The following is a 14053-nucleotide window of genomic DNA, read 5'->3' as shown; positions in this document are numbered from 1 at the left end:
CACTGTGACGACAGGGACGACAGGGACGACAGGAACACCCGGCTTCACCGTCGGCAGCTCCACGCTGGATTCGCGGCTGATCATGGGCACGGGCGGGGCCACGTCGCTGGAGGTGCTGGAGCACGCCCTCGTGGCGTCCGGGACCTCGATGACCACCGTGGCGCTGCGCCGGTTCGACCCCACCACCGGGACGTCGTTGTTCGGTCTCCTCGACCGGCTCGGCATCGACGTCCTGCCGAACACCGCGGGGTGCTACACCGCACGCGACGCGCTGCTCACCGCCCGGTTGGGTCGTGAGGCACTCGGTACCGACCGGGTGAAACTGGAGATCCTCGCCGACGACCGTACGCTGCTGCCCGACGTCATCGAACTGGTCGACGCGACCGAGGAACTCACCGCCGACGGGTTCGAGGTCTACGCCTACACCTCGGACGACCCGGCGACCGCACGGCACCTGGAGGCCGCCGGGGCGGTGGCGGTGATGCCCCTGGGCTCGCCCATCGGCACCGGGCTGGGGATCCTCAACCCCCACAACATCGAGCTGATCTGCGACCGGGCCTCGGTGCCGGTGATCCTCGACGCCGGGATCGGCACCGCCTCCGACGCCGCCCAGGCCATGGAGCTCGGCTGCGACGGGGTCCTGCTCGCCAGTGCGGTGACCCGGGCAGCGGACCCCACCGCCATGGCCACGGCGATGCGTCACGCCGTCGAGGCCGGACGGCTCGCCCGCGGCGCCGGACGTATCCCCCGGCGTCCGTGGACGCAGGGTGCGTTGGCGTCGTCGACGCCGGACGGCCTGATCGCGGCCACCGGCGGCCCCGAGGCGGCACTGTGACCGGCCCGCTGTCGACCCCACTCGTCGACCCCGGCGACGAGCTCACCCCCGGGGAACTGTCGCGCTACGCCCGCCACCTCACCCTCGAGCAGGTGGGGCTGACCGGACAACGCCGGTTGAAGAACGCCCGCGTCCTCGTCGTCGGGGCGGGTGGGCTGGGGTCCCCGGCGCTGCAGTACCTCGCCGCGGCCGGGGTCGGCACCCTCGGGATCGTCGACGACGACACCGTCGACGTGACCAACCTGCAACGGCAGGTCATCCACGGTGTCGGTTCGGTCGGGACCCTCAAGGTCGACTCCGCCGCCGACGCCGTCGCCCGGATCAACCCGCTGGTGACCGTGGAACGGCACGCCGTGCGGCTCGACGCCGACAGCGTCGTCGACCTCGTCGCCGGCTACGACCTGGTGTTGGACGGGGCCGACAACTTCGCCACCCGCTACCTCGTCTCCGACGCCTGCACCCTGACCTCCACCCCCTGCGTCTGGGGGTCGGTGCTGCGCTTCGAGGGGCGGGTGTCGGTCTTCTGCTCGGGCCCGTCACACGACGGGGTGACCTACCGTGACCTGCACCCCGATCCGCCGCCACCGGGCCTCGTCCCGAGTTGCGCCGCCGGCGGCGTGGTCGGCGCCGTGCCGGGGACGATCGGGGCACTGATGGGCACCGAGGCGGTGAAGCTGATCACCGGCTGCGGCACCCCACTGTACGGCCGGCTGCTGCTCCACGACGGTCTCGCCATGACCTTCCGCGAGCTCCGGGTCTCCGTCGACTCCGACGCCCCGCCGGTGACCGGGGTCCGGGACATGACACAGGCGTGCGGGGTCCCCGGCCACCCGACCGTGGCGCCCGGGGACCTGGCTGCCCGGATGCGTGCCGGCGCTGTCCTCGTCGACGTGCGCGACGACTGGGAGCGCGACATCGTCAGCATCCCGGGGGCCGTCGCCGTGCCCCTGGCCGACCTGGAGGAACGGGGGGCAGCGGCCCTGCCCGCCGTCGCGCGGGGCAGTGACGTCGTCTTCCACTGCAAGTCCGGGGCGCGGTCGGCGCAGGCGATGGACGCCGTGGCGTCCCATTTCGCCGCACGGGAGGAGAACGCCGCACACCTGGACGGCGGGATCCTCGCCTGGGTCCGGCAGGTCCAGCCGGGGGCCGCGACCTACTGACCGGTCGCCCGGCTGGCTTCGGCGGCGCGCCACCGTTGCATCGTCACCCGGCTGACCAGCAGACCGATGAACCCGATGCCCCAGACCACGCCGAGGGCGCACCAGGCGGTCCGGAAGTCCGACCAGGTGTAGTCCCCGCCGTCGGAGACGGCGTCGAGGACGAAACCGGCCGCCTGTGCAGCGACCATGGCCGCGAGGAACCCGCCCATGTTCGACAGGCCGGTCGCTGTGGCGGTGAACCTCCGGTCGACCTCCTCCCGGACGGTGTCGAACCCGTAGTTGGCCGCCGGCGCCAGGCCCGGCACGATGACGTTGACCACCGCCACCGCCACGAGTGAGCGCGGATCCGGTGAGGCGAAGAACACCACCCAGGACACGGCCACGGCCAGGGTCGCCACGATGACGACCTCGGGGCGGCGCCTGCCCGCACGCGCGGAAATCACGCCCAGCACCGGGCCGACGAGCACGCTGACGACCATGTTCAGCACGAGGATCCCCGAGGCCTCGGACTCGCTGAGCCCCATCCCCAGCGTCATCAGGGGAACGCCCCACAACAGGGTGAACACGATCTGGCTCATCAGCGTGAAGTGGATGAAGAACCCCAGCCAGCACGCCGGGTGCCGCACGACGAACGCCAGGGCCGCACCGACCGACGGGCCACGTCCGGCCCGCTTCCCGCCTGCCGCGGCCGGGGGCTCCTGCGCATCCGGTGTCTCCGGGGAGTCGGCGACGACGACCCAGGCCAGCAGCGCGACCAGCACGCTGCCGGCCCCCAGCGAGACGAACGCGGTCGACCAGCCCTGCGAATGCAGCAGCATCGAGAACGGGACGGCGGACATGAACTGCCCGACATAGCCCAGTCCACCGGTGAGCTGGGTGAACACCGGGGTCTTGCGGATCGGTATCCACGCCGGCAGGATCCGCATGACCGACAGGAACGCCGTGGCGTCGGCGGTGCCGACGATCACCCTGGCCAGGATCGCCACCGGATACGACGACGTCAGCCCCAGCAGCACCTGGCCGACCCCCATCAGGAGCGCGCCGACGACCAGCATACGTCGCGCACCGAAGCGGTCGATCAGCATACCCATCGGGATCTGCACACAGGCGTACACCCCGACCTGCACCGACGTGAACACCGCGAGCCGGGACGCGTCGATCTGGAAGTGCTCGAGCGCCGGCACCCCGGCGACCCCCATCGACGTCCTGCCCGTGATCGCCAGGATGTACGCGACGACACCGGCGGACCACACCATCAGCGCACGCCGGCTGAGACGGTCAGAAGGAACAGATGCTTTCGCAGTGGAGTCAGGCACGTGTCCCCACACTAGACCCCGGCACCACCGGTGCCACCAGACACCCCGGTCAGAGCAGGGACAGTATCCCGCGGACCAGGACCGTCACCCCGCCCAGCGCCGCCATCGCCACGGCGAGCCGCCGGGCCTTCTCCCGCTCGATCCGACGGCTGATCACCATTCCCGCGGCGATCCCGATGACCATCGCCACCACAGCGGCCGACCAGATCCCCCAGGGTTGGGCGGAGATGTCCCCGGCCGAGGTGAGGTACTTGATGCTGAAGCTGACCAGGCCGGAGACGATGAACAGCGGCTGCAGCGTCGCGGAGAACGTCCGTTGGTCCCACCGCGACGCCTGGGCGTAGACCGTGATCACCGGCCCGGCGACCCCCGCCACGGTGTTGCTGAACCCTCCGACCACACCGGAGACCACCGCCGGTAGCCTGCCCGACGCCCGGGGGACGACACGTCGCCCGAAGGTGGTGACACCCAGCGCCGTCAACAGCAGGACCCCGACCACGACCTGCAGGACCGCCGGTGAGACGAGGTGGACGAGCCAGGCACCGGGCACGGCCCCGAGGACCATCACCGAGCCGATCAGCGCGAACTTCCCCCAGTCGACGTTCCTGCGCACGGTGACGGTCGACATCGCCGCGTTGACCGCCGCAATCGCGTTGATGACCATGATGCCTTCGACAGGCCCGATCGCGATGCTCAGCACCGGCCCGCCGATCAGCCCGACGCCCATACCGGACACCCGCTGCATGCACGCACCGACGAGCACCGTGGCGAAAACCAGGATCATAAGTTCCATCAGGAACAATCTATACGCCGCACGCACCGCCCCCGGTGGGCGGGCCACCGAGGTGCCGACGGCCTCGGATATGATGCATGCCTGTGACATCCACGAGTTCAGCGGCCGCGCACCGTCCCCTGCCCCGGCGACGGTGGCCGGCCCATCCCGCGGTGGTCGCCGTCGGCTGGGTCATCGCCCACCTGGTCCCGGTCGCCTGGATCATGTCGGCCGGGACCTCCACCGGCGACATCCGCTACTACTTCCGGGGGCTCACCGGCGCCGAGGCCGGCGCGATGGACGAGTACCCCGAGGTCGGGACGTGGCCGGCGCGGGTCGTGGAGCTGGTGACCTCCCTCGGTGGGGCCGGGACCGACGAGGACACCTTCGTCACGGGGTTCGTGGCCCTGTCGGTCCTGGTCTCCGGCATCTTCACCTGGTGCCTGTGGCGCGCCGTCCGGCACACGGGCAGCTGGCCGGTGTGGTTCTGGATCCTCTTCGCCGGGGTGTCCGGGCCGATCTTCCTCACCCGTCTCGACATCTTCCCTGGACTGCTCGTGGCCGGCTACGCCGCGCTGTTGTTCGCGGGCTCACGGCGGTCACGACGGTCACGGTCTGGCTGGTCAGGATGGTCGGCACGCGCGGCGACGGCGCTGCTGGCCGCGGCGACGATGATGAAGCTCTGGCCGGGTGTACTGGGGGCGGCGCTGGTCGGCGGGTTCCGCAGGGCGTCGACGTGGGTCCGGGTCTGCTGGTTCTTCGGGTCCCTGGCGGTGCTGTGCGTGGTCGTCGCGGTGTCCGGCGGTGTCGACCGGCTGCTCTCCCCGTTGACGTACCAGGGCGACCGCGGTCTGCAGGTGGAGTCGATCGCGGCCACGCCGTGGGTGCTCGCCGCCGCCCTGCACCGGATCGTGGACGGTCCCGCCGGTGCACCGGTCCCCTGGTCGATCACCTACGCGGAGTCCAAGAGCTACGAGATCTCCGGCCCCGGTACCGGGGTCACGCTGACGGTGCTGACGGTCCTGACGGCGGCGACGATCCTCGCCGCGGTGGTCTGGGCACTGCGTCGGCTGGTCCGCGACGACTGGACGCCCGTGCGTGCGGTGTCGTTCAGCGTGGCCCTGATCATGCTGATCATCGTGACCAACAAGGTCTTCTCCCCCCAGTACCTGGTGTGGGTGGCCCCGGTGGTGGCCGTGGCGCTGGTGGTGGCCCGGCGCCCGGTGGTCACGCTGATCTCCGTGGAGATCCTGGTGACGGCCCTGCTGACCACCATGGTGTACCCGGTGTTCTACGACTGGCTGATCGCCAACCCGCCCTACGAGGTCGCGGTCGTCGCCCTGCTGCTGCGCAATGTGGCGGTCGTGGTCCTCGCCGTCACGTGCGTGCGGTGGGCGTTCAGTCCTGCCGGACCGTCGGACCGTCCGGTGCCGGCAGGCGTCGGGAACGAAGCCGGCTGACCAGGTCCCCGGCGTCCGCGGCGGCGAGGTCACGCCCCGCCATCGACACCGGTCCGGGTACCAGGTCGAACCGCACCCCGGCCAGGCCCAGCATGTTCTGCACGGGGCCACGCCGGTAGCTGAGTTCCTGGATATGGGCCGGGGAGACCACCGCCACGGCCCGCCGGAGGGCCCCGTGGTGGCAGACCACCGCGGTCAACGGGCCGTCGCCACCGTCTCCGCTGACCAGGGTGGTGCCCTGGCGGGTGCGGTCGACCGGGGACACCCACCGGGCGGACCGCGGGCTCAGGTAGGTCCGGGTGCCCGGGTAGCCGGTGCGGTCCCGTCCCTCCGGGTGCGCCACCGCGCTGACCTCCCGGCCGTCCAGCGGGGAAAGCACCTCGAGGACGTGGAGCGCCAGCGACAGGTCACCGACCGGCAGGACGGTGGTCGTCGATCCCCCGGACCCGGACCTCGACTCCGCACCGTAGCCGGCCACGTCCACGCGGACCCGCCACCATCCCAGGATCCGCCACACGACCGGCTGGGACACCTCGACGGCGTGGATACGGGCCAACGGCACCGACTGGCGTCGACGTTCGGTCAGGCCGAAGGTGATGCCCAGGACGTCCCCGTCGAGGGTGGCGGTGAACCGCCAGCTGGTGTTCAGCACACCCCAGGCCCACGGCACCGCGCCGAGCAGGATCGGCACCAGGACCGCCGGTCCCGCAGGGGTGGCGAGGGCGATGACGGCACCCGCCACCGCCAGTACGGTGGCCCCGGACAGCGCGGCCGCCACCAGGGAGCGGGTGACGGGGATGGTCGGGACCACCCGGCGCGTGTCGGTGTGGGCGGCTTCGTCCGGTGCCGGGCACCGGGTGGGTCCCGGGTCGTCGGCGTCGCCGGGCACACCGTGGACCATGCCCAGCAGGTGGGCCCGGAGGTCCTCGGCGTCCCGGCGCCGTAGGTACTCCACCGCCACGGAGCTGCCCGACCCGCCGGCGGTCTCCACGCGGACGCCGGCGAGGCGGAAGAGCCGCGGCGCCAACGGCTCCACCAGGTCGACGGTCTGCACGCGGTCGAACCGCGCCGTGCGCAACTGCCTCGATACCACCCCGCGGCGTACCGCGATCTCCTCACCGTCGACCCGGTAGCCCGTGGCCCGCCACCAGGGCAGGGAGACGACCCACCCGAGGAGGAACACGACGGGGACGGCCACCAGCACCGCCACCACGACAAGCGCCGTCGGCAACGGTGAGTCGTCCAGCAGGTCCCACAGGAGCCGTAACGTCTCGACCTGTTGGGCGGCGAGGATGGCGACGAGACCGACGAGGACGGCCCACATCCGGAGCAGGGGGCTCAGCGGGTGGACGCGCCTCCAGGCGCCGTCGGCCCCTGTGTCGGCCCCTGTGTCGGCCCCTGTGTCCGCCCCTGTGTCGCTCACAGCCCGCTCATCCTCTCGCGCGCGGCGACGGCGAGCCGGTCCCGCAATGCGTCGGCGTCGGCGGCGTCCAACCCCACCACCGTGGAGTCACTCGTCGAGGACGCGGTGTGGAGCTTCACCCGTTTGAGCCCGAACGCCCGTTCCACCGGCCCGGAGGTAACGTCGACGTACTGGATGCGGCCGTAGGGAACGACGGTGAACGTCCGCCACAGGCGTCCCTTGGTGATCAGCAGTTCGTCACCTGTCTCCAGCCACCGTTTCCGCGACGCCTGGGCAGGGATGAGCCAAAGCTGCCAGACGAGCACGACCACCAGCACCGCGGCCACCGCCCACAGCACCGTCGACACCGTGCCGGAGGTGACCAGGGCGCCGACGGCCGCGGCCACCACGGCGATGACCGTCCACGGCAGGTCGGAGACGAACCGGGCGGGGACGTAGCGTCCGCACACCGGGTGCATCGAGTCGGGCAGGACAGGCGGTGTGCCGGGGGTGGGGTCGACCATGACCCCAGTGTCGCACAGGGGTACCCCGCGTCAGAGCGCCAGGACCTGCCGGACGGCGGAGCGGGCCTCGTCGACGTAGCCGCCACCGAACACGGCGGCGTGGAGGAACAGCACGTGCAGCCGGTGCAGCGGCAGCAGTTCACGCCAGCCGGGCGGCAGCTCCGCCGCCTCCGCGTAGGAGTCGAGGATCCGCTCGAGGTGCGGGGCGCCGAACATGGTGAGGAAACCCAGGTCGGTGAGCCCGTGCCCGCCGTGGGCCGACGGGTCGACCAGCACCGCCCCCTGGGCCGACCACATCACGTTGCCGGACCACAGGTCCCCGTGCAGCCGCGCCGGCGGGCGCCCGTCGTCGAAGTCGCCGGCGACGAGACGGGCGAGCAACCGGCCGGTCCCCGGGACGCCTCCGGTGACCCGGCGTTCCAGCGGCGCGAGCACCACCTCGGCGTAGTAGGAGCCCCAGGTGCGGTGCGAGGCCAGCGGCAGGTCCAGCAACCGGTCGTTCGGGCCCTGGTAGCCCGCCCCGGCCCAGCCGCGGGGCCCGGCACCGAATGCCGCGGCACCGCAGGAGTGGGTGACGGCGAGGCGGCGGCCGAAGTCCTCGGCGGCCGACTCGTCCGGCGGGACGGGGACCACCCGCCGCAGGACCAGGTCACCGGCCTGTTCGGTGGGAGTCTCCGGGGAGCGGACTCCGGCGACCGCCACACCACCCTGGGCGGTGGCCTCCTCCAGCCAGTCGAGGCAGGTGTGCTCCCACGCCCCCGGCCGCCCCGGATTGTGCTTGGTGAAGCCCGTCGCGTCGACCAGCCTGGGGAACGTGGTGAACATCAGCGGCGCCAGCGGGTACGCCGGGTCGTCAGGGGTGTGGTCGGCGGTACCGAGCGGGAGCCACCGGGCGTCGGCGATCTCGGCGGCGACGACCGGGGTGACCCCCGCTCCCCCGGTGTCGCCGGTGTAGAGGAAGAGGTCCGCCGTCACCGACAACCCCGCCTCGTTGGCCGCCGGCGCGGTGAACGTGCCGAGGGCCTCGAGCGCGTCCGCGGGGACGTGGACCCCGGTCTCCTCGGCGACTTCACGCACCGCGGCGTCACGGGCGGTCTCGCCCGGCTCAGGTTTCCCACCGGGGTACTGGTGGAGCCGGGTGCCGTGCTTGCGGACGGTCAGTACCTCGCAGCCGCCCGCGGCCCCGGGCGCGTCCCGGAGGAAGGCGACCGCGCTGACCCGCACCGTGCCGCCGCTCACCGGAGCGCGCGGCGGATCGTCGACACCGTCACCGCACAGCCGCTGTCGGCGTCGCGCTCCGGGTAGCCACGGCAGACGTCCGCGCCGTGCTGCATCATCAACAGCAGCGCCACGCTGAGTTCCTCGGACAACTGCTCGAGGGCCTCCTCGTCGCGCACGACGGCGAGCACCGCGTCCTGCAGCATCCGCGGGTCCCGGCCGGTCACCCCGGGCTCCGGGCAGGCACGGCACACGTACAGCCGCAGGTAGGCGTGCGCGACCAGCGCGACGACATTACCGCCGTCCCCGTCCTCCTGGAGCTCGCCGATGTGCCGGCGGAACTGGAGCATCGAGGGCATGGTCACGTGCCGGTCCCGCCACCGGGCGGTCGCGTGGGCCCGGTCGAGCGCCCTGGAGAACTGGTCCGTGGCGGCCGACAGTGCCGAGCACAGGGTCACCACCGGCACGGGGGCCGAGGTGGCCGACGCCGCCGACATCTCCGACAGGGCCGAGCGCAGGATCCGCAGGCCCTCCCAGTGCTGTTCGAGATAGGCCGCCCGCCCGGCGAACGGCAGTGTGCCGTCCCCCATCCGCCGGAAGACCGTCGAGCGACGGACGCAGTCCAGGGCGGAGTCGCCGGCCGCCTCCAGGACACCGGCGACGTGTGCCTCGTCGAGCGCGGACCGGTCGCCGGCACAGGTGCCGGCGTTGGCGTTGGCGTTGGAAAACTGCTGCACGTCATTCACCGTCCTCGGGTCCAGGGTCACCGCCATCCACTCAGGCGCATATGTCGTGAGCCTACCCTAATCGATCTGAGTGGGCCAGCGTATGGCCGACCGTACCCGCCGTCGGCGTCAGTCGCCGAACTCCGCGTCGGTGACCTCCTCACCCCAGAACACCCTGTCGACCACCCGTCGCGCGCGCCGGGTGCTCTTCAGGTAGTCGTCGAGGAAGCCCTGCGAGTCCTCGGGATCCCAGTTCGCCGCCGCCGCGATGTGGACCAGCTGTGGCCCCGGGGCCGGAAGCTGGTCGCGACGTTTCGCGTCGGCGAGGATGATCGCGTTGCGCGCACGGGTGGCCACGATCCATGCCTCCCGGAGCGTGTCGACGTCCGCCTCGGACAACAGCCCGGCGACCCGGATCTCCTCGAGGACCTGCAGTGTGGAGGTGTTGTGCAGGTCGGCGATCCGGTGGCAGTTCTGCATCGTGAGCAGCTGGACGGTCCACTCGATGTCGGTGAGGCCGCCGCGACCGAGCTTGGTGTGGGTGTAGCGGTCCGCACCGCGCGGCAGGCGTTCGCCGTCGACGCGTGCCTTCATGCGCCGCACCTGCTGGACGGTCGCCCGATCGACACCGCCCTCGGGATAGCGGAATTCGTCGATGGTGCGCAGGAAACGGATCCCGAGGTCCTTGTCCCCGGCGATCCACGTCGCCCGCAGCAGCGCCTGGTACTCCCAGATCTCGCCCCACCGCTCGTAGTAGGCGCGGTAGGACTCCAGCGTCCGCACCGTCGGACCGCTGCGCCCCTCGGGACGCAGATTCAGGTCCACCTCCAGCGGAGGGTCCTGCGACGGGCGTGACAGCCGGGTCCGCAGCCGCTTGGCGATGCCGCTGGCCCAGGTCACCGCATCCTGGTCGGTGCCGGGTTCACCGTCGCCGTCCTCGTCCACGGCGTCCGCACGGTCCATCTCCTCCGGGACGGGTTCGCAGACGAACATCACGTCCGCGTCGGAGCCGTAGCTCAGCTCCGCGCCCCCGAGCCGACCCATGCCGATCACGCTGATCAGGGCGGGGGCGTTGCGGTGGTGTTCGTCCTCCCACGCGCGGACCTCCGCACGCAGCGCGGCCTCCAGCACCGCGTTCCAGATCAACGACAGTGACCGGCACACCTCCTGGGTGTCGATGAGCCCGAGCAGGTCCGCCGAGGCGATCTTCGCCAGTTCCGTCCGACGCAGCGACCGGGCGACGGCGATCGCTGCGTCGGGGTCCCGGTGGCGCCCTGCCGCGGCGACGAGGGAGTGGCTGCGCACCGACGCGTCGTCCTCCAGCAGCTTCGGACCGTTGGCCCCGTCGGAGAGCATGCGCACCGCCTCCGGCGACGCGATGAACAGGTTCGCGGTGTACGGCGAGGTCCCGAGGATACGCATCAGGCGTTTGCCCACGATGTTCTCGTCGCGCAGCAACCTGAGGAACCAGGAACGGTCGAACGCCGCCTCGGACAACTTGCGGTACGCCAGCAGCCCCGCATCGGGGTCGACGGTGTCCGACAACCACTCCATCAACGACGGGAGGATCATCGCCTGGATACGGTCCTTGCGCGTCGTGCCCGAGACCAGCGCCGACAGGTGGTCCATCGCCCGCGACGGGTGCAGGTAGCCCAACGCCGCCAGCTGACGCTCCGCCGCCTCGGGGGTGAGACGCAGCGCATCGACCGGCATGGTGACCACCGACGACAGCAGCGGGCGGTAGAACAACTTGTTGTGCAGCTGCCGGATCTGGTTGCTGACACGGCGCACCTTCGCCGACAGGGCTGCGTCCGCCCCCTCCTGCCCTTCCCCACGCACCCCTGCGGTGCGCGCCAGGCGGAGACGCCCGGCCTCGTCGTCCTCCTCGGGCAGCGCGTGGGTGCGGCGCAGGTGCTCCAGCTGCAGCCGGTGCTCCAGCAGCCGCATGTACTCGTAGCAGGCGATCAGGATCTGACCGTCCTCGCGACCGACGTAACCGCCGTCGACCAGCGCGTTGAGCGCCTGGACGGTGGAACGGACGCGCAACGACTCGTCGACCCGGCCGTGCACCATCTGGAGCAGCTGGATGGCGAACTCCACGTCACGCAGCCCACCGGGGCCCAGCTTCAGCTCCCGCGGGATCAGGTGGTCGGGGACATTGTCGATCACCCGACGCCGCATCGCCTGCACGTCCGCGACGAAGTCCTCCCGTTCCGCGGCGCTCCACACCATCGGGGCGAGTTGGGCGACGTACTCACGGCCCAGTTCCAGGTCCCCGGTCATCGGACGGGCCTTGAGCAGCGCCTGGAACTCCCACGTCGACGCCCACCGACGGTAGTAGGTCAGGTGCGACTCCAACGTCCGCACCAGCGCGCCGTGCCGGCCCTCGGGACGCAGCGCCGCGTCGACCTCGAAGAACACCCGGCACCCGATGTTGATGAACTCGCCGGCCAACCGCGTGGTCTGGGCGTCGGCCGGCTCGGCGACGAGGATGACGTCCACGTCCGAGATGTAGTTGAGTTCCCGGGCGCCGCATTTCCCCATCGCCACGACCGACAGTTTCGCCGGCACGGGCCCGGACGGGTACACCGTGGCCACCGCCACCGCCAGCGCCGCGGTGAGCGCAGCGTCCGCCGCGTCCGCCAGGCGTGCGGTGAGGACCTCGAACTCCAGTGGCTCCGCATCCGGCGCCGGCGTCCGTCCACCGAAGGTGTCCGCCAGGTCGATGGCGGCGATCCGGGCGAGGATCGTCCGGTAGGCGGTACGCATCGCCCGGTCAGCGTCCACACCGGTCACCGTGGCCCGGAAGAACAGGGAGTCCTCCTCGTGGCCCTCCACCTGCTCGGCACCCACCGCGGCGGTGAGCGCCTCCATGATCTCCCCCCTGCTCGGCAGCTCGCCGGCGAGTTCGGGCCAGATCCCCGGGTTGGCGACGACATGGTCGCCCAGCAGGGTCGAGCCGCCGAGCAGGGCGAGCAGCCGCACCCGGAACACCGGGTCCGAGTCGATCGTCGCCAGCAACGCGGCCGTGGACGTGTCGCCGTCGGCCTCCCGGTCGAGGGCCTCCACCAGGCGGACCACGGCGTTCAACGCCCGGTCCGGGTCACCCGTGGACGCCAGCACGGCGAGGACGTCCCGGTGACCCTCGTCGTCCCAGCCGAGCCTGGCGAGGTCCTCCCCCGCCGAAGGCCTGGTCAGGCCCAACGACACCGGGGACGGGACTCGACGACGGGCGGTTCGCGGTTGATACACCGGGGACTCATCTCCTGGGCTGGGGCATCGTGGCAGAAGCACTGGACTCCGACCCATCGTAGTGGATCGACGGCCGCGTGCCCGGCCATTGCCGGGGCCGCGACCAACGGAGGGCCCGCTCGATCGTGACGCACGTGACGCATACGTCACGGCGCTCACCCGGCGTCACCCAGGCCCACCGTGCGGGTTCGACAGCGGCATGTTCGTCCTGCGTCCGGTCGAGCGTGGCGAAGGTGATCGCACGAGTGCTCTCCAGGTGGCCGCGACACAGTGTCACGACCTCGATGGGCGCGCCTGATGGCCGTCGTCCCGTCGGGACACCTGAACAATGTTTACGCGTCATCTCCGTTAAGTAATCTGAGTGCATGTCCGACGAGAAGAAACACGATGTCGTAGAGCCGCTGTCTGTGGCTTCCGTTACCGGCGGCTTCTACTTCGCGTATTGCATCGTCACGGGAACAGGAAACATCGCCCTCGCCGCGATCGCGTGTGCCACCCTGGCTGCCGGCATATTTGTCGGAAATTGGTCCGGCTCATGGGCTGGCCGCATAGTCGGCGCAGCCCTTGCGGTGGCCGCCATCGCGGCGACCGTATCCCTGACGTAGCGATTCATGGACATGACTGATTCCCCCGCAACTGTCGGAGCTTCGGGTACAGAGTACCGCGCACAGGGGCGGCGGGGCGGGTGCTCACCACCCCACGGCGACGGGCACTAGGGGGAGGATCATCATGAGCATCGCTGCGAGACTGAGCGCAAACACGCCCACAAAGCGCCGGCGAGCGCGCGTGTGCAGCCACTGGAGGTCTTCAATGTTCAGATCGTCAAGCGCGCCCGGACCTCGTAGGTGCAGGTTAAGCGCCATAATATCGTTCTGCGAGCGGTTCGCATCGCGGATGATGACGATGAAGACCGGCAACAACGGCAAGAAACCCCAGCCTCCGCTACTGATGACGTTGACGACGAATCCTACGGGAGCAAGGGCTACAAAGAGGACCGGGTCCATGCTCGGCCGGTATATCAGGCCGTAACCCCGGACTAGCCGCTGGTACCTCTCTTTGCTGCGGGCCACTGAACCCCTCTTATCCTTCCCCCGCGGACCGTCCGCAGACTGTGCCGTCATGCTGAGCCGGGGCCCTGCATCTCCGGTATGTTCCACGGCCGACCTGCGGAATATTCAGCACGGCCCGGGATGGTTGACCGGAGAAAGTCAAGCGCCCCACCTCCGCCCCAGGCGACTATCCGGCGGGTCGAGCTACGGCCTCAGGGTGGTGGACTGGGGGCATCCTTACGCGCCGACCCCGGCGCGCTTCCACAGGAGTACGGCCGCCAGTGTGTGTCTCCCCCAGTAGGCTTCCCCACTCGAATCGACAGAGAACCCACTGGTCAGA

Annotated in this window: 12 protein-coding genes and 1 pseudogene; 4 read left to right on the top strand and 9 right to left on the bottom strand. The window is 71.0% G+C overall.

Features of this window, described 5'->3' with window-relative positions; genetic code table 11:
* The first annotated feature begins 4 nt into the window (after positions 1–4).
* On the top strand, positions 5–835 hold the full coding sequence (locus MUN33_RS07485) for a thiazole synthase (RefSeq protein WP_369414936.1): 831 nt from the start codon (positions 5–7) through the stop codon (positions 833–835).
* Positions 832–1995 (top strand): molybdopterin-synthase adenylyltransferase MoeB, encoded by a 1164-nt coding sequence (moeB, locus tag MUN33_RS07480; RefSeq protein ID WP_244804270.1) that lies wholly within the window; start codon positions 832–834, stop codon positions 1993–1995. Before MUN33_RS07485 ends, moeB begins: the two co-directional genes overlap by 4 nt.
* Here moeB and MUN33_RS07475 read toward each other — a convergent pair.
* The gene (locus tag MUN33_RS07475) at positions 1989–3251 is read right to left on the bottom strand and encodes an MFS transporter (RefSeq protein ID WP_255806676.1); all 1263 of its coding nucleotides are present in this window, start codon (positions 3249–3251) and stop codon (positions 1989–1991) included. The two genes, moeB and MUN33_RS07475, sit on opposite strands and share 7 nt — an antisense overlap.
* A 109-nt stretch (positions 3252–3360) precedes the next feature.
* A complete protein-coding gene (locus MUN33_RS07470; protein ID WP_244804268.1) occupies positions 3361–4104 on the bottom strand; it encodes a sulfite exporter TauE/SafE family protein in 744 nt (247 codons plus the stop codon).
* 77 nt (positions 4105–4181) lie between these two features.
* On the opposite strand from MUN33_RS07470, the gene MUN33_RS07465 reads away from it, so the two are divergent.
* Positions 4182–5543 (top strand): hypothetical protein, encoded by a 1362-nt coding sequence (locus tag MUN33_RS07465; protein ID WP_244804267.1) that lies wholly within the window; start codon positions 4182–4184, stop codon positions 5541–5543.
* Here the strand turns inward: MUN33_RS07465 and MUN33_RS07460 are convergent.
* From MUN33_RS07460 to MUN33_RS07435, 6 genes and pseudogenes are all read right to left on the bottom strand, one after another.
* A complete protein-coding gene (locus MUN33_RS07460) occupies positions 5482–6966 on the bottom strand; it encodes a PH domain-containing protein (protein WP_244804266.1) in 1485 nt (494 codons plus the stop codon). The two genes, MUN33_RS07465 and MUN33_RS07460, sit on opposite strands and share 62 nt — an antisense overlap.
* Positions 6963–7424 (bottom strand): PH domain-containing protein, encoded by a 462-nt coding sequence (locus MUN33_RS07455; RefSeq protein WP_244804433.1) that lies wholly within the window; start codon positions 7422–7424, stop codon positions 6963–6965. Before MUN33_RS07455 ends, MUN33_RS07460 begins: the two co-directional genes overlap by 4 nt.
* A 75-nt stretch (positions 7425–7499) precedes the next feature.
* On the bottom strand, positions 7500–8294 hold the full coding sequence (locus MUN33_RS07450; protein WP_244804432.1) for a fructosamine kinase family protein: 795 nt from the start codon (positions 8292–8294) through the stop codon (positions 7500–7502).
* A gap of 42 nt (positions 8295–8336) precedes the next feature.
* A pseudogene (locus MUN33_RS14290) lies at positions 8337–8693 on the bottom strand (NUDIX hydrolase); the annotation flags it as partial.
* 11 nt (positions 8694–8704) lie between these two features.
* Positions 8705–9424, bottom strand: a complete 720-nt coding sequence (locus MUN33_RS07440) for a hypothetical protein (RefSeq protein ID WP_244804265.1) — start codon at positions 9422–9424, stop codon at positions 8705–8707.
* Between the two features lie 117 nt (positions 9425–9541).
* Positions 9542–12664 (bottom strand): bifunctional [glutamine synthetase] adenylyltransferase/[glutamine synthetase]-adenylyl-L-tyrosine phosphorylase, encoded by a 3123-nt coding sequence (locus MUN33_RS07435; RefSeq protein WP_244804264.1) that lies wholly within the window; start codon positions 12662–12664, stop codon positions 9542–9544.
* 365 nt (positions 12665–13029) lie between these two features.
* Here MUN33_RS07435 and MUN33_RS07430 point away from each other — a divergent pair, with 365 nt between their 5' ends.
* Positions 13030–13269, top strand: coding sequence for a hypothetical protein (locus MUN33_RS07430; RefSeq protein WP_244804263.1), 240 nt, complete (start codon positions 13030–13032; stop codon positions 13267–13269).
* 84 nt (positions 13270–13353) lie between these two features.
* Here MUN33_RS07430 and MUN33_RS07425 read toward each other — a convergent pair whose 3' ends face one another.
* The gene (locus tag MUN33_RS07425) at positions 13354–13734 is read right to left on the bottom strand and encodes a hypothetical protein (RefSeq protein WP_244804262.1); all 381 of its coding nucleotides are present in this window, start codon (positions 13732–13734) and stop codon (positions 13354–13356) included.
* Positions 13735–14053: the final 319 nt, after the last annotated feature.

The sequence above is a fragment of the Corynebacterium kalidii genome, assembly GCF_022869005.1.
Lineage (GTDB): Bacteria > Actinomycetota > Actinomycetes > Mycobacteriales > Mycobacteriaceae > Corynebacterium > Corynebacterium kalidii.
The sequence above is the reverse complement of the archived record's forward strand: the minus strand, read 5'-3'. Positions and strand labels throughout refer to the sequence as shown.

Bases quoted from the DNA above. Each gene is read 5' to 3' on its own strand.
- MUN33_RS07475 (WP_255806676.1), bottom strand. From the start codon at position 3,251: ATGGTGTGGTCCGCCGGTGTCGTCGCGTACATCCTGGCGATCACGGGC.
- MUN33_RS07430 (WP_244804263.1), top strand. From the start codon at position 13,030: ATGTCCGACGAGAAGAAACACGATGTCGTAGAGCCGCTGTCTGTGGCT.
- MUN33_RS07455 (WP_244804433.1), bottom strand. From the start codon at position 7,424: ATGCACCCGGTGTGCGGACGCTACGTCCCCGCCCGGTTCGTCTCCGAC.
- MUN33_RS07470 (WP_244804268.1), bottom strand. From the start codon at position 4,104: ATGGAACTTATGATCCTGGTTTTCGCCACGGTGCTCGTCGGTGCGTGC.
- MUN33_RS07450 (WP_244804432.1), bottom strand. From the start codon at position 8,294: ATGTTCACCACGTTCCCCAGGCTGGTCGACGCGACGGGCTTCACCAAG.
- MUN33_RS07465 (WP_244804267.1), top strand. From the start codon at position 4,182: ATGCCTGTGACATCCACGAGTTCAGCGGCCGCGCACCGTCCCCTGCCC.